The organism is Azospirillum brasilense, from assembly GCF_008365405.1.
Taxonomy (GTDB): Bacteria; Pseudomonadota; Alphaproteobacteria; order Azospirillales; family Azospirillaceae; genus Azospirillum; species Azospirillum brasilense_D.
On sequence record NZ_QOKV01000006.1, the window covers coordinates 233,776 to 248,676 of the forward strand.

The window sequence follows — 14,901 nt, forward strand, 5'->3', positions numbered from 1 at the left end:
GACTCCCACAGAATCCGCCCATCTATCACTATTTTCAGTAGGAACCATTTTCAGTTCTTGAAACCATCAAATGAAAGTTGGACACACCACAAAAGGTGGTGATGTGCAGCGTATAGAGCCGCAGGGTGCCACAGCCCTGAATTGTCCATGACCAAATGTCGATGGCGGGCCTGCGGGAATTCGATTTGCCGCGGAGACAGGCGGGCGGCACATTGGTCCAATGCCTGATTCCATGCCCCATTCCGCTTCCGCCGGCCGGAGCGGCGACATTCGTTTCGGCGAGTTCGTCGCGCTCATGGCTCTTTTGATGGCGCTGACAGCGCTGTCCATCGACATCATGCTGGTCGCGTTGCCGGACATCGCCAGCTCCTTCGGGGTGGTGCGGGAAAATGACCGTCAGCTCGTCATCACCGCCTACATGCTGGGCTTCGCGGTCGGGCAGCCCTTCCACGGGCCGCTGTCCGACCGGTTCGGGCGCAAGCCGGTGCTGGCCGCCGGTCTGGTGATCTTCGCCATCGGGTCGCTGGGCGCGGTCTTCGCCCCCAGCTTCACCACGCTTCTGGCCGCTCGGGCGCTGCAAGGCTTCGGCGCCGCCGCGCCGCGCGTCGTCGCCATCGCCATCGTGCGCGACCGCTTCGTCGGGCGCGACATGGCGCGGGTGATGTCCTTCGTCATGATGATCTTCATCATCGTGCCGATCATCGCCCCGGCCCTGGGCGAGGGAATCCTGCGTCTCGGCACCTGGCCGTGGGTGTTCGGCGCGCTCTTCCTGGCGGCCGTGGCCGCCTTCGCCTGGTCGATGCTGCGGCTGGCGGAAACCCGCGCGGCGGAAGATCGGCTGCCGCTGTCCCCCGCGGCGCTCGGCCATGCCTTCCATAAGGTTATGACGACGCGCGCGACGGTCGGCTACACCGCGGCCATGGGCCTGCTGTTTGGCGGGTTGCTGAGCTACGTCGGCAGCGCGCAGCAGATTTTCGTGGACGTCTACGGGCTGGGGGCGATGTTCCCGGTGGCCTTCGGCGCGATCGCCGGGGTGATGGCCCTGGCTTCGCTGGTCAACGCGCGGCTGGTCGGGCGGGTCGGCATGCACCGGGTGTCGCACGTCGCCCTGATCGGCTACGCGCTGACCGGCGTCGCCATGGCGCTGCTCGGCTTTCCTGAGCATCCGCCGCTGCTCGGCCTCGGCCTGTTCATGGCCGCGATCTTCTTCTGCTTCGGCCTGATCGCCCCCAACTTCAACGCCATGGCGATGGAGCCGCTGGGCCATGTGGCGGGTATGGGATCGTCCTTTGTCGGCTTCTTCAGCACCGGCATGGCGGCGATGGTCGGCTGGATCGTCGGCCAGTCCTTCGACGGCACCGTGCGCCCGCTGACCATCGGATTCACCGTGCTGGGCGTGCTGGCGCTGCTGACCGTCCTGCTGACGGAGCGCGGAACCCTGATGCGCTCCACCCACGCCACCGCCGCGGCGCAGCCGGGAGAGTGACGTCCGAAATGGACCGCGGCGGGGCGTGCCTCTTTCCTTGCCGCCGGTGTGTCCGATTCGGCATAACGTGCGCAACGCCCTGAGAAGGACGCCGAGCGGGCACCGGCCCATCACGCGCGGGAGGGGACTGTGTTCCGCAAATTCGTCTATCTGCTGGCCCTGGCACGCGAGCAGCATTTCGGCCGGGCGGCGGAGGCCTGCCACGTCTCCCAGCCAACGCTGTCCAACGCCATCCGCCAGCTTGAGGACGAGCTGCGCGTACCGATCGTCGAGCGCGGGCAGAAGTTCTCCGGCTTCACGCCGGAGGGTCTGAAGGTGCTCGAATACGCCCGCCGCATCGTCGCGGAGCGGGACGGGCTTTATCAGGAGCTGACGGCGCTGGGCCAGGGCCTGTCCGGCCATCTGCGCATCGGCGCCATTCCGACCGCCCTGCCCGCCGTCCCCCATGTGCTGGCCCGCTTCGCCGAGCGCTACCCGCAGATTCGCTCCAGCGTGCGCTCGCTCAGTTCGCGGGACATCCAGCGCGACCTCGACGGGTTCGAGCTGGACGCCGCCGTCACCTATCTCGACAACGAGCCGCTGAGCAACGTCCGCACCGTACCGATGTTCTCGGAGCGCTACTTCCTGCTGGCCCAGCGCCGCCAGGTCCGGGAGGGCGCCACCAGCATCCGCTGGGCGGACGCCGCGGAGCTGCCGCTGTGCCTGCTCACCCCGGACATGCAGAACCGGCGCATCGCCGACACCGCCTTCCGCATGGCCGACCGGACGGTGGTCCCGCTGATGGAGACGAATTCCATCGTCACCATCTACACCATCGTGCGCAGCGGTCTGGCGGCCAGTGTGGTGCCGAGCCAGCTCCTGACCCTGGTCGCCCGCCACCCGGATCTGGTGGCCCTGCCGCTGACCGAGCCGGACCTGACCTACGCCGTTGGACTCGTCTACGCCGACCGCGAACCGCCGGCCCCGCTCGCCAAGGCTCTGGCCGCCGTCGCCGCGGAACCGGGCCTCGCCGAACGCGTGCGCGCCTTGACCGACGAGGCGCTGGCTCCCTGGGGTCTCTAAAAAGGGCTATGATCTCAAAGGCATAACCGTTCAGCCCGTGTGGTGATAGCGAAACCCTATCACCGCATCAGAAAATCAAATTTGCGCGCCTTCCCCAATGTCCGTAACGCTGACGGACAAGACACCAACGAAGCGCCGCCGATCCAGGCGGGCGCGGGGGAGGAGACCATGAACGCCCGATCTCCATGGAGCGAGGACCGCGCCACGGCGGTGATCGCCGCCAACCGTCACCTGCGCGGGGCCCTGCTGCCGATGCTGCACGCTCTGCAGGAAGAGTTCGGCTGCATCGACGAGGAGGCCATCCCGCTGCTGGCGCGTGAGCTGAACCTGTCGCGCGCCGACGTGCACGGGGTGGTGTCCTTCTACCACGAATTCCGCCGCAGCCGCCCGGGCCGCCACACCATCAAGGTCTGCCGGGCAGAAGCCTGCCAGTCGATGAACGCCGACGGGCTGATCGAGCACATCCGTCGCCGCCTGAAGGTGGATTTCCACGAGACCACCGCCGACGATGCCTTCTCGCTGGAGCCGGTCTTCTGCCTGGGCAACTGCGCCCTGGCCCCCGCCGTGATGGTCGACGAGACGCTGCACGGCCGGGTCAGCCCGGCCCGCTTCGACGCCATCACCGCCTCCACCCTGGCTACGGAGGCCGCGCGATGAGCGAGCCCCTGCACACGGTTTACGTGCCGCGCGACGCCGCCGCCCTGTCGGTGGGCGCCGACGAGACCGCCGCCGCCATCCGCGCCGAGGCCACCCGGCGCGGCATCCCGCTCCGCATCGTCCGCAACGGCTCCCGCGGCATGCTGTGGCTGGAGACCCTGGTCGAGGTGGAGACTCCCGAGGGTCGCGTCGCCTACGGTCCGGTGATGGCCGAGGACGTGGCCGGCCTGTTCGACGCCGGCTTCCTCGAAGGCGCCGACCACGCGCTGGCCCACGGCCTGACCGAGAAGATCCCCTACTTCGCCAAGCAGGAGCGGCTGACCTTCGCTCGCTGCGGCATCATCGACCCGTTGTCGGTCGAGGATTACCGGCTGCACGGCGGCTTCCGCGGGCTGGAGCGGGCGCTCGCCATGACCCCGGCGGAGATCGTGACCGAGGTCACCGAATCCGGCCTGCGCGGCCGCGGCGGCGCCGGCTTCCCGACCGGCATCAAGTGGAACACGGTGCTGAACGCCAAGGCGGACCAGAAATACATCTGCTGCAACGCCGACGAGGGTGACAGCGGCACCTTCGCCGACCGCATGATCATGGAGGGCGACCCCTTCTGCCTGATCGAGGGCATGACCATCGCCGCCATCGCGGTGGGCGCCACCGAGGGCTACATCTACATCCGCTCCGAGTACCCGCACGCCGTCGCGACGATGCGCGAGGCGATCCGGCTGGCTTATGACGAGAAGTGGCTGGGCGACGAGATCCACGGCACCGCCCACCGCTTCCACCTCGACGTCCGCGTCGGCGCCGGCGCCTACATCTGCGGCGAGGAGACCTCCATGCTGGAAAGCCTGGAGGGCAAGCGCGGCACCGTCCGGGCCAAGCCTCCGCTGCCGGCGCTGGAGGGCCTTTTCGGCAAGCCGACGATCGTCAACAACGTGCTGTCGCTGACCTCCGTCCCGATCATCCTGGACAAGGGCGCCAACCACTACCGCGACTTCGGCGTCGGCCGGTCGCGCGGCACGCTGGCCTTCCAGCTCGCCGGCAACATCAAGCACGGCGGCATCGTCGAGAAGGCCTTCGGCGTCACGCTGCACGAGCTGCTCTATGAGTTCGGCGGCGGCACCATCACCGGGCGCCCGATCCGCGCGGTGCAGGCCGGCGGCCCGCTCGGCGCCTACCTCCCGCCCTCGCTGTTCGAGCTGCCGAAGGATTACGAGGCCTTCGCGGCGGTCGAGGCGATGGTCGGCCACGGCGGCATCGTCGTCTTCGACGACAGCGTGGACATGGCCAGGCAGGCCCGTTTCGCCATGGAGTTCTGCGCCGCCGAATCCTGCGGCAAGTGTACCCCCTGCCGCATCGGGGCGGTGCGCGGCGTCGAGGTGATGGACCACATCATCGCCGGCGAGAAGGTGCAGGCGAACATCACGCTGCTCAACGACCTGTGCGAGGTCATGACCGACGGATCGCTCTGCGCCATGGGCGGCATGACGCCGATCCCGGTGCGCAGCGCCCTGAAGCACTTCCCCGAGGATTTCACCCGCAGCCCCGCGGCTGTCGCGGCCGAGTGACCGCCTGCCCCCTCCCCGACCCTCCCCCGCTGCGCGGTGGAGGGAGATCGGTCCCCTCTCCCGCGAAGCGGGGGAGGGTTAGGGAGGGGGCCTTGACCGGCACTTCCCCAAAAAGGATTGAGACCATGTCGATCAAGGACATTGATTACGGCACCCCGGCCCGCGAGTCCGCCACCATGGTAACGCTGGACATCGACGGCCGCACGGTGACCGTGCCGGAAGGCACCTCGGTGATGCGCGCGGCGATGGAGGCCGGCATCACCGTCCCGAAGCTGTGCGCCACCGACATGCTGGACGCCTATGGCTCCTGCCGCCTGTGCATGGTGGAGATCGAGGGGCGGCGCGGCACGCCGGCCTCCTGCACCACGCCGGTCGCCCCGGGCATGAAGGTGCACACCCAGAACGAGCGTCTGGGCCGGCTGCGCCGCGGCGTGATGGAGTTGTACATCTCCGACCACCCGCTGGACTGCCTGACCTGCCCGACCAACGGTAATTGCGAGCTTCAGGACATGGCCGGCGCGGTCGGCCTGCGCAACGTCCGCTACGGCTACGAGGGTGAGAACCACCGCGCCGCCGTGAAGGACGAGAGCAACCCCTACTTCACCTTCGACCCGTCCAAGTGCATCGTCTGCTCGCGCTGCGTGCGGGCCTGCGGCGAGGTTCAGGGCACCTTCGCCCTGACCATCGACGGGCGCGGCTTCGACAGCAAGGTGTCGCCGGGTGCGCTTGAACAGTTCATGGACAGCGAGTGCGTGTCCTGCGGCGCCTGCGTCCAGGCCTGCCCGACCGCCACCCTGACCGAGAAATCGCTGATCGAGCTGGGTCAGCCGGAGCACAGCGTCATCACCACCTGCGCCTATTGCGGCGTCGGCTGCTCCTTCAAGGCGGAGATGAAGGGCACCACCGTGGTCCGCATGGTCCCCCACAAGGACGGCGGCGCCAACGAGGGCCATTCCTGCGTCAAGGGCCGCTTCGCCTGGGGCTACGCCACCCACGCCGACCGCCAGACGCAGCCGATGATCCGCGAGAGCATCGACGATCCGTGGCGCGTCGTGTCCTGGGAGGAGGCGATCGCCTACGCCGCCACCCGCCTGCGCGCGGTCCAGCAGAAGTACGGCCGCGGCTCCATCGGCGGCATCACCTCGTCCCGTTGCACGAACGAGGAGGTGTATGTCGTCCAGAAGATGATCCGCGCCGCCTTCGGCAACAACAACGTCGACACCTGCGCCCGCGTCTGCCACTCCCCGACCGGCTACGGCCTGAAGCAGACCTTCGGCACCTCCGCCGGCACGCAGGACTTCAAGAGCGTCGACAAGTCGGACGTGATCCTGGTCATCGGCGCCAACCCGACGGACGGCCACCCGGTCTTCGGCTCCCGCATGAAGAAGCGGCTGCGCCAGGGCGCCAGGCTGATCGTCATCGACCCGCGCCGCATCGACCTCGTGCGCAGCCCGCACGTCTCGGCCACGCACCACCTCCAGCTCCGCCCCGGCACCAACGTCGCCGCGATGAACGCGCTGGCCCATGTGATCGTGACCGAGGAGCTGGTCGACCGCAATTTCGTGGCCGACCGGTGCGACCCGATGGAGTTCGCCCGTTGGGAGGCCTTCGTCCGCGACCCGCGCCACTCCCCGGAAAACACCGAGCAGTACACCGGCATCCCGGCGGCGGAGATGCGCGCGGCGGCCCGCCTCTACGCCACGGGCGGCAACGCGGCGATCTATTACGGCCTGGGCGTCACCGAGCACAGCCAGGGCTCGACCGCGGTGATGGGCATGGCGAACCTCGCCATGGCGACCGGCAACATCGGGCGTGACGGCGTCGGCGTGAACCCGCTGCGCGGCCAGAACAACGTCCAGGGCTCCTGCGACATGGGCTCCTTCCCGCACGAGCTGACCGGCTACCGCCACGTCTCCGACGACGTGGTCCGCCAGCAGTTCGAGGAGGTGTGGAACGCCGCGCTCGACCCCGAGCCGGGCCTGCGCATCCCCAACATGTTCGACTCCGCGGTGGACGGCACCTTCATGGGCCTGTTCGTCCAGGGCGAGGACATCGCCCAGTCCGACCCGAACACCCAGCATGTGTTCGCCGCCCTGCGGGCCATGGAGATCGTCGTGGTGCAGGACCTGTTCCTGAACGAGACCGCGGCCTTCGCCCATGTCTTCCTGCCCGGCACCTCCTTCCTGGAGAAGGACGGCACCTTCACCAACGCCGAGCGCCGCATCAACCGCGTCCGCCCGGTGATGCCGTCCAAGACCGGCAAGCAGGAATGGGAGGTCGTCTGCGATCTGGCCACCGCCATGGGCTATCCCATGTTCTACCGCAGCGGCGCGCAGATCATGGACGAGATCGCCCGCCTGACCCCGACCTTCTCCGGCGTCAGCTTCGAGAAGCTGGACCGGGTGGGCAGCGTGCAATGGCCCTGCACCGACGAGGAGTCGGTCGGCACGCCGATCATGCACGCCGACGGCTTCGTGCGCGAAGGCAAGGCGTCCCAGGGCCGCTTCATGATCACCGAATATGTGCCGACGGAGGAGCGGGCCTCGCGCTTCTACCCGCTGATCCTGACGACGGGCCGCATCCTCAGCCACTACAACGTCGGCGCCCAGACCCGCCGCACCGCCAACGTGGCGTGGCACCCGGAGGACATCCTGGAGGTCCACGCCCACGACGCGGAGGAGCGGGGCATCCGCGACGGCGATCTGGTCTCCATCGCCAGCCGCATCGGCGCCACCACGCTGCGGGCGCGCATCTCCGACCGGATGCCGCAGGGGGTGGTCTACACCACCTTCCACCACCCGGTGACGGGGGCCAACGTGGTCACCACCGAGAATTCGGATTGGGCGACCAACTGCCCCGAATACAAGGTGACCGCGGTGCAGGTGACGCTGAGCAACCACCCGTCCGATTGGCAGATCCGCCGAGGCGATCTGGTGGAAGTGGCGGCGGAGTAATCCGAACCCCTCTCCCGTCCCGGGAGAGGGTGGACGCGAAGCGGCCGGGTGAGGGTCGTCCAAAGATCAGCGGATGATACTTGTCAGCACCCTCACCCTTCCCGCGCTGCGCGCAGGCCCCTTCCCTCTCCCGGGGCGGGAGAGGGAAAACAGGAGACCAACGATGCAGTCACTCGCCCATTCCCTGCCGGCCAGCGGCACCGGCTTTCCGGAAACCGCCGATCAGGCGGCAAATCTGGCGAACGTGACATGGCTGGTCGCCGAGGAGACTCCGGTGGCGTTCGAATACAACGGACGCTCCCACGCCGTGATGATGGCGACGCCCGCCGATCTGGAGGACTTCGCGCTGGGCTTCAGCCTGTGCGAGGAAATCGTCGGCAGCGCCGTCGACATCGACCGCATCGACGTCCGCCCGGTGGAGGACGGCATCGTCCTGTCCATCGAGGCCGACCCGTTGCGTCTTCTGCGCGGTTCGCTCCGCCGCCGGTCCATGGAAGGGCGGAGCGGCTGCGGCCTGTGCGGGATCGACAGCCTCGCCAACGCGGTGCGCGAGCCGCCGAAGGTGACGGCGGGCTTCACCCCGTCGGTGGCGGCGGTGGCTGCCGCCTTTGCCGCCCTGTCCGACCACCAGCCGATGAACCGCGCCAACAAATCCCTGCACGCCGCGGCCTGGGCCGGGCCGGACGGGCGCATCGTGATGGCGCGTGAGGATGTCGGGCGGCACAACGCACTCGATAAGCTGGCCGGCGCGCTGGCCCGCGCGGGCATCGACCCGTCCGGCGGCTTCGCGGTGATGAGCAGCCGCTGCAGCTTCGAGCTGGTCCAGAAGGCCGCGACCATCGGCATTCCCATGCTCGCCACCATTTCCGCCCCCACGGCGCTGGCGCTGAAGCTCGCCCGCGCCGCCGGCATGACGCTGGCCGCCCGCGCGCGCGGCAACGGCGTCATGCTGTTCCGTTGACGAAGAAAACCAAATTTCCGGGAGCCGACCCATGGACACCACACGCGAACTCGTCCGCATGGCGAACCAGATCGCCAGCTATTTCCAGTCCTACCCGCAGGACGAGGCGGTGACCGAAACCGCCGGTCACATCCGCGCCTTCTGGGAACCGCGCATGCGCCAACGTCTGCTGGATCACAGCAGCGCCGGCGGCGAAGGCCTGCATGAGATCGTCACCCAGGCGGTCGAGCGGCTGAAGGGGCCGACGGTGGGGAGCGCGTAGTTCGGTGACGTTCTTGCCCCCTCCCCGGCCCTCCCCCGCTTCGCGGGAGAGGGGGTTTAGTTCCCTCCCCTGCGAAGCGGGGGAGGGTTAGGGAGGGGGCAACAGCACCTCTCCCGCTCACGCCCGCTGGCTCAACAACCCCTTCAGCACGCGCGACAGCAGATCCGCGAGTTGGAACTGATCCGGCCCCGGCAGGGCCGCGATGACCGCAGCGAAGTCCTTCAGCGGATCATATTCGAGAAGCGCCAACGCCTTCTCCGTGGGGTGAAGCTGAACGACTCGGCGGTCTTCCGGCACCGGGACCCGCGTCAGCAATTCCTTCGTCACCAGAACCTCGACCATCTGGGACGCCGCGCCGCGGGTCGTCGCGTGGAAGTCCGCAAAGGCGGAAACGGTCCGTTGGCTGTCGTTTGCGCGCGCGAAATAGCGCAGCGCCGTCCATTGCGACGGCTTCAGACCCTGCGTATAGCCCATGCTGTCGGCAATGTGACCGATGTGCATCATGACCTCGGCGATCGCCTGCGCCGATGCCAGGGACGGTGGGCTTTTCGACATGGCAGCGGAGTCTCGACAGTTGCCGGAGAAAGACGGCGCCGCAGAGCGAAAAGCCGGCAACGCGTCTGTACGTTATAGAGACTATATGGTCACCAAACTAACATACTGCAGTAGGCAAGTCCATGACTCCCCACCCCCGACGACGGGGCGCACACTACGGCATCGCGACAGTAAACGAAACATTGACCTTAAATCCCATTCAGCACAAGGTGTCGCACCCCCCTGTGGCGCCGTCCGGATTACCGGACCGGTGCGAAGACAACGCAGGGCACCTACCACCTCGTGTCGGGGCTGCGCCGCGCGTTTTGTCTGGCGTTGCGCCGCGACTCGCCTATATATGCGCGCCATGACCAGCACGCCCCCGTCCATTCCCGGTTTCAAGACCAACCCGGCCTCCTCCCCCAAGGTGGGGATCGTCAGCCTGGGATGCCCCAAAGCGCTCGTCGACTCCGAGCGCATCCTCACCCGCCTGCGCGCCGAAGGCTACGAGATCTCGCCGTCCTACGACGGCGCGGACGTCGTGCTGGTCAACACCTGCGGCTTCCTCGATTCGGCCAAGAAGGAATCGCTGGAGGCCATCGGCGAGGCGATCAAGGAAAACGGTCGGGTCATCGTGACCGGCTGCATGGGCGTGGAATCGGACATGATCCGGCAGGTCCATCCGGACGTGCTGGCCGTCACGGGTCCCCACCAGTACGAGCAGGTCGTCAACGCCGTGCACGACGCCGTGCCGCCGGTCCACGACCCCTTCACCGATCTGGTGCCGCCGGAAGGGCTGCGGCTGACCCCGCGCCACTACGCCTATCTGAAGATTTCCGAGGGCTGCAACAACCGCTGCAGCTTCTGCATCATCCCGTCCCTGCGCGGCGATCTGGTCAGCCGGCCGGTCGCTTCGGTCCTGCGCGAGGCGGAGAAGCTGGCGACCGCCGGCGTCAAGGAGCTGCTGGTCATCTCCCAGGACACCAGCGCCTACGGCATCGACCGCAGGTACGCCGAAGAGGACTGGTACGGGCGCAAGGTGAAGGCCCGTTTCATCGACCTCTGCCGCGAACTGGCGAATTTCGACGTCTGGGTGCGCCTGCACTACGTCTACCCCTACCCGCATGTGGACGAGGTGATCCCCCTGATGGCGGAGGGCCGCATCCTCCCCTATCTGGACATCCCGTTCCAGCACGCCTCCCCCACGGTGCTGAAGGCGATGCGCCGCCCGGCGGCCCAGGAGAAGCAGCTCGACCGCATCCGGAAGTGGCGGCAGGAATGCCCGCATCTGGTGCTGCGCTCCACCTTCATCACCGGCTTCCCCGGCGAGACGGAGGAAGACTTCCAGTTCATGCTGGACTGGCTGAAGGAAGCGCAGCTCGACCGCGTCGGCTGCTTCAAGTACGAGCCGGTCGAGGGCGCCACCGCCAACGACCTGCCCGGCGCCGTGCCGGAAGAGGTCAAGCAGGAGCGCTGGGAGCGCTTCATGGAAACCCAGAAGGCGATCAGCGCCGAGCGGCTCCAGCAGAAGGTCGGCTTCACGTTGGGCGTCCTCATCGACGAGGTCGACGAGGAGGGCGCCATCGGCCGCTCCTACGCCGACGCGCCGGAGATTGACGGCAACGTCTTCTTGAACGGCGAGACGAACGTGAAGCCGGGCGACATCGTGGACGTGACCATCGAGCACGCTGACGAATACGATCTCTGGGGCTCCATCGAACGCGCCGAGTGAGAGGCTTGGCATAAAGAAAAAGGGCCGGGACGGCGATGCCTCCCGGCCCTTTTTGCTGTTCGCGGCCTCAGTACAGCCGTCCGCCGTTCGGCACGCCCTGCCCGGGCCCAACCAGCACGACCTCACCCTCCGCGTCGGGCAAGCCCAGGCACAGAACCTCGCTGGTGAAGGGGCCGATGCGCTTGGGCGGGAAGTTCACCACGCCCAGCACCTGACGGCCCACCAGCTCATCCAGCGTGTAATGGCGCGTGATCTGGGCAGAACTGCGCCGGGTGCCGATTTCCGGCCCGAAGTCGATGGTCAGCTTGTAGGCGGGCTTGCGCGCCTCCGGAAAGGGCTCCGCCGCGATGATGGTGCCGACACGGATGTCCACCTTCAGGAAATCGTCGTAGCTGATGGTCACGGTTCCCGTCCCTACCCTGTTGCGGTTGTCACGGTTTCAATCGTCGCGGGCAAGGCTAGCACCGGCGCCGCCGAAGCTGAAACGCGAAAGGGCCGCCCCGGTGGGCGGCCCCTTGCGGCACTCTCCGGTGGGAGAGGAGCTTACTTCTTGGCGATGGCGGCCTTGACCTCGTCCAGGCTCTCCGACACGCGCTTGGACAGCACGTCGGCGGCCTCGGTGTTGGACTTGGCGACCAGCTCGGCCAGTTCCTTGATGTTCGACAGGGCCTTCTCGAAGGCGGTCTTCACCAGTTCGGCCTGCTTGGCGGCCTTCTCTTCCGGCGTTCCGGCGGCGGCGACCTGATTCACGTAGCTGCCAGCCTCCTCGACGGAGGAGCGGACGATCTCGGCCTGGCGGCGCAGAACGGCCTGCAGACCTTCGATCGCGAGCTGGTTGGCGGCGGTCACCGCCTCGATGTTCTTACGCTGGCTCGCCAGGATGGACTCGATGTCCAGGCCCGGCACCTTGTATTCGCCCAGCATCTTGGACAGATCGAATTCGAGGAACGGGTTACCGGTCTGCTTGGCCATGGTTCTCACCCCCGACGAAAGGATTCATTAGGCGTGCTGCGGCGCAGCAAACCTGTGGCGCGACTATGCAGATTGCCAAAAAGATAGTCAACGCCCTTGTGCGTCGCACCAGGGGTTACACTGCGCCCTACGGAACCTCAACCGGCGGACGCGCTTCCCGGTTCCCTGGCCGGTTCCCCGACGCCCTGCGGCGCCGTTTGCGATTCGGAGAAAGAGGCGCGTCCGGATCTGCGGCGTAATGCCCCAGCCCAGCGCTCCGCCCGCCGCAGTTCGGAATCCAGCGCCGCCATGGTCCGCGACAGGTCGGCGCTGTCGTCCTCCAGGAAGACGCGCATGACCCGCGCCTGCACCGCGCCCAGCCCGGCCACGAGCAGGGCGCCGCCGGTGCGGTCGGCCTCCACCCCCGCGGCGCGCAGCATCCAGGCCATCGAGCGCCCGAAATGGCGGGAGAAGGCCAGCGCCGTCAGCGGTTCCCGTTTCAGATCGCGGACGACCGAACGCAGCCCGTCGCGGTAGGGCAGCAACGCGTCGTAGCGGCGCATCATCACGTCGAACAGCCGGTCGCGGGCGCTCTCGTCCGGACCGACCGGAGCATCGTCGGCGAGAACCGCCGTGTCGGCGACCCGCGACACGGCGGCCAGCACGTCGGAGCGATCTGGGAAGCGGCGGTAGAAGACATCCGGCGCCACCCCGGCGGCCCGTGCGATCGCCAGCAGCCCGGTGTTGCGCCAGCCCTGCCCGGCGGCGAGCCGCATCGCCGCGGCGGCCACCCGCCGGTCCAGTTCGTCGGCGCCTTGCCCTCCCGCGGCGTGGCCCGCGGTGTCGGGGGCGTCAGGATCGGTCTTCCAGCGGGTGTCGGCGGTGTCGTCCATGGGGGTCGAACCTTATGGTCAGCCTATCCCCATGATGTGGGACGCCGGCGCCGCACCTCAACCGGGGCGGCAGAAGGGGAAGGGCTCGACCCGCTTCATGTAGGTGGGGATCCAGCCGCACTGGCCGGCCGGGTTGGGCAGGCGGATGGCCTCGATGGCCGGCCAGACCTGGGCGATCACCACCACCAGCGCCACCGTGCCGACGATCCAGCGACGCGTCCGGGCGCCATCCAGCAGGCCGGGCAGGCGCAGCAGCACCCAGGCCGCGGCAAGCCCCATCAACGGGTCGGTGTAGGCGGCGTAGGCCCGCTGGAAGCCGCGCAGGGAGAACAGCGTCTCCAGACCCCAGGCGACCAGCAGCAGAAGCGCCGCCTGCGCCGCGGCCACACGTTCCCCCCGGCGCCACAGGACGATGCAGCCGGCGATGATGAACCATTCCACAACGACGGTCTGCGGGATGTTGTCGGGGTGAAGGACGATGGTGCGAATCGCCAGCGTGCGCCACAGCCCCTTCGCCAGCAGCGTCACCAGCCCGTCGGACAGCACCTGCTCCTGCCCCTGGAGCGCCGCCTGATGCTTCCAGGTGGTGAAGACGAACATGTGCTCGATCAGGTTGGCGACGGCGATGACGTTCTGTTCATGCGGACGAATCGTCAGGGCGAGCACCCCGAGCGCCAGCCCGAGCACGACCGCCGCCATGGCCGCCACCGCGTAGGACAGGCGCACCCGCCACACCGCCGCGTAGACGGCCATGCCGAGGACGACCCAACCGACGATGATCCCTTGATAGACCCCCGACAGCCCGCCGCCGACCGGCCGGTAGGGGTAGAGCGACTGCCCGGCGCTGGCGATGCCGTGCTGGATCAGGGCCACCGCGGGAAGCGCCGCCGCGCCCGCCGCCAGCGCCAGAATGCCGGCGGCGATCCAGTGATGTCTGCCCTCCCCCGCGAAGCGGCGCCCGAAGGCCAGCGCGATCACCGGAATGCCCAGCGCCAGGAAGATCGCCTGGATCTTCGTCACCACCGCCAAACTGGCCAGCAGACCGGCCAGCCCGAGAAGCAGCAGGGGCCGCCAGCCCGGTGCGGTGCGGACGGCGACCAGCACCAGAAGAAGCGCCGTGACCACGAAGGAGGCCGACAGCAGGTCGGTGCGCATCTGCCGCGCCTGGGTGGACAGGCCGATGCCGAAAGCCATCACCACGGCGGCCAGGAAGGCCACCCGACGGTCGCCGACCAGCGTACGGACGAGGTTGGCGTAGACCAGCGCGAAGCCGGTGGTGATGAGAATGGACAGCGCCCGTCCGGCCTCCACCAGATTCTGCCAAGCCGCGTCGTAAACGGCGGTGTCGGCGGCGGGCGGCAGGCTGGACAGGGTGACGACCGGCATCAGCCCCAGCGCGTGCAGCAGCCGGTACCAGACCTCGATCACCAGGAAATAGGTGTAGCCGGGATGATCGAAATACTCCTGGGCCAGCCCCTCGTTGAACAGCAGCCCATGATAGGCCAGCACCAGATCCTGGTCGGCGTGCGACCAGTAGGGCGTACGGAAGCCGATCACCAGAGCCGACAGCACCATCGCCGCCGCCAGCGCCCCGCACAGCCCCCACCATGGCCAGCGCTCCAGCACGCCGGCGCTGGGCACCCCAGCCGGACGGTTGGGCCTGACCGTATTGGGTGACGTGGCGCCGCGGTCTGTGGATGACATGATCGGAGTATGCCCAGAGGTTACACGCCAGCGGTTTGTGCACGATTCCGGACGGTTTTGGAACCGCGGCAGCGGCGGGCTGTTTTTTGCGGGCCTGCAACTCTTGATCGCCCAACCCCTTTGCCTGAAGGAACGGTGCCAGC

Annotated in this window: 13 protein-coding genes; 8 read left to right on the forward strand and 5 right to left on the reverse strand. The window is 68.0% G+C overall.

Annotated elements, in window-relative coordinates:
* Window positions 1–232 precede the first annotated feature (232 nt).
* The 7 genes from DS837_RS12730 to DS837_RS12760 all read left to right on the forward strand — a co-directional run bounded on the left by DS837_RS12730 (window position 233) and on the right by DS837_RS12760 (window position 8,944).
* Window positions 233–1,486: a multidrug effflux MFS transporter gene (locus DS837_RS12730; protein WP_149165083.1), complete on the forward strand. Its 1,254-nt coding sequence runs from the start codon at window positions 233–235 to the stop codon at window positions 1,484–1,486.
* Between the two features lie 129 nt (window positions 1,487–1,615).
* Window positions 1,616–2,548: a LysR family transcriptional regulator gene (locus DS837_RS12735; protein ID WP_149165084.1), complete on the forward strand. Its 933-nt coding sequence runs from the start codon at window positions 1,616–1,618 to the stop codon at window positions 2,546–2,548.
* A 168-nt stretch (window positions 2,549–2,716) separates the two neighbouring features.
* A complete protein-coding gene (locus tag DS837_RS12740) occupies window positions 2,717–3,205 on the forward strand; it encodes a formate dehydrogenase subunit gamma (protein ID WP_014197167.1) in 489 nt (162 codons plus the stop codon).
* Complete coding sequence (locus DS837_RS12745; protein WP_149165085.1) at window positions 3,202–4,767, forward strand: formate dehydrogenase beta subunit; 1,566 nt, start codon at window positions 3,202–3,204, stop codon at window positions 4,765–4,767. The genes DS837_RS12740 and DS837_RS12745 overlap by 4 nt, the downstream gene beginning before the upstream one ends.
* Before the next feature lie 125 nt (window positions 4,768–4,892).
* Entirely contained in the window at window positions 4,893–7,721 is a 2,829-nt protein-coding gene (fdhF, locus tag DS837_RS12750; RefSeq protein WP_149165086.1) for a formate dehydrogenase subunit alpha, read from the forward strand.
* 163 nt (window positions 7,722–7,884) lie between these two features.
* Window positions 7,885–8,682, forward strand: coding sequence for a formate dehydrogenase accessory sulfurtransferase FdhD (gene fdhD, locus DS837_RS12755; protein ID WP_149165087.1), 798 nt, complete (start codon window positions 7,885–7,887; stop codon window positions 8,680–8,682).
* 31 nt (window positions 8,683–8,713) lie between these two features.
* Window positions 8,714–8,944 (forward strand): formate dehydrogenase subunit delta, encoded by a 231-nt coding sequence (locus DS837_RS12760; RefSeq protein WP_149165088.1) that lies wholly within the window; start codon window positions 8,714–8,716, stop codon window positions 8,942–8,944.
* A 117-nt stretch (window positions 8,945–9,061) separates the two neighbouring features.
* Here the strand turns inward: DS837_RS12760 and DS837_RS12765 are convergent, their stop codons facing one another.
* Entirely contained in the window at window positions 9,062–9,499 is a 438-nt protein-coding gene (locus tag DS837_RS12765) for a MarR family winged helix-turn-helix transcriptional regulator (RefSeq protein ID WP_149165089.1), read from the reverse strand.
* Window positions 9,500–9,845: 346 nt separating this feature from the next.
* Here DS837_RS12765 and rimO point away from each other — a divergent pair, with 346 nt between their 5' ends.
* Entirely contained in the window at window positions 9,846–11,210 is a 1,365-nt protein-coding gene (gene rimO / locus DS837_RS12770; protein ID WP_149165090.1) for a 30S ribosomal protein S12 methylthiotransferase RimO, read from the forward strand.
* Between the two features lie 67 nt (window positions 11,211–11,277).
* On the opposite strand, the gene DS837_RS12775 is transcribed toward rimO, so the two are convergent.
* The 4 genes from DS837_RS12775 to DS837_RS12790 all read right to left on the reverse strand — a co-directional run bounded on the left by DS837_RS12775 (window position 11,278) and on the right by DS837_RS12790 (window position 14,758).
* Complete coding sequence (locus DS837_RS12775; protein ID WP_149165091.1) at window positions 11,278–11,613, reverse strand: tRNA-binding protein; 336 nt, start codon at window positions 11,611–11,613, stop codon at window positions 11,278–11,280.
* 140 nt (window positions 11,614–11,753) lie between these two features.
* Window positions 11,754–12,182 carry a phasin family protein gene (locus DS837_RS12780; RefSeq protein WP_145671869.1) on the reverse strand — a complete coding sequence of 143 codons (429 nt, stop codon included), beginning with the start codon at window positions 12,180–12,182 and terminating at the stop codon, window positions 11,754–11,756.
* Between the two features lie 137 nt (window positions 12,183–12,319).
* Window positions 12,320–13,054: a TetR/AcrR family transcriptional regulator gene (locus DS837_RS12785; RefSeq protein ID WP_149165092.1), complete on the reverse strand. Its 735-nt coding sequence runs from the start codon at window positions 13,052–13,054 to the stop codon at window positions 12,320–12,322.
* A gap of 57 nt (window positions 13,055–13,111) precedes the next feature.
* Window positions 13,112–14,758, reverse strand: a complete 1,647-nt coding sequence (locus DS837_RS12790) for a phospholipid carrier-dependent glycosyltransferase (protein ID WP_149165093.1) — start codon at window positions 14,756–14,758, stop codon at window positions 13,112–13,114.
* Window positions 14,759–14,901: the final 143 nt, after the last annotated feature.

What these genes read in the sequence shown, in the direction of transcription:
- DS837_RS12780 (WP_145671869.1), bottom strand. Translation starts at nt 12,182, where the DNA reads ATGGCCAAGCAGACCGGTAACCCGTTCCTCGAATTCGATCTGTCCAAG.
- DS837_RS12760 (WP_149165088.1), top strand. Translation starts at nt 8,714, where the DNA reads ATGGACACCACACGCGAACTCGTCCGCATGGCGAACCAGATCGCCAGC.
- DS837_RS12745 (WP_149165085.1), top strand. Translation starts at nt 3,202, where the DNA reads ATGAGCGAGCCCCTGCACACGGTTTACGTGCCGCGCGACGCCGCCGCC.
- DS837_RS12785 (WP_149165092.1), bottom strand. Translation starts at nt 13,054, where the DNA reads ATGGACGACACCGCCGACACCCGCTGGAAGACCGATCCTGACGCCCCC.
- rimO (WP_149165090.1), top strand. Translation starts at nt 9,846, where the DNA reads ATGACCAGCACGCCCCCGTCCATTCCCGGTTTCAAGACCAACCCGGCC.
- fdhF (WP_149165086.1), top strand. Translation starts at nt 4,893, where the DNA reads ATGTCGATCAAGGACATTGATTACGGCACCCCGGCCCGCGAGTCCGCC.
- DS837_RS12790 (WP_149165093.1), bottom strand. Translation starts at nt 14,758, where the DNA reads ATGTCATCCACAGACCGCGGCGCCACGTCACCCAATACGGTCAGGCCC.
- DS837_RS12730 (WP_149165083.1), top strand. Translation starts at nt 233, where the DNA reads ATGCCCCATTCCGCTTCCGCCGGCCGGAGCGGCGACATTCGTTTCGGC.
- fdhD (WP_149165087.1), top strand. Translation starts at nt 7,885, where the DNA reads ATGCAGTCACTCGCCCATTCCCTGCCGGCCAGCGGCACCGGCTTTCCG.
- DS837_RS12740 (WP_014197167.1), top strand. Translation starts at nt 2,717, where the DNA reads ATGAACGCCCGATCTCCATGGAGCGAGGACCGCGCCACGGCGGTGATC.
- DS837_RS12765 (WP_149165089.1), bottom strand. Translation starts at nt 9,499, where the DNA reads ATGTCGAAAAGCCCACCGTCCCTGGCATCGGCGCAGGCGATCGCCGAG.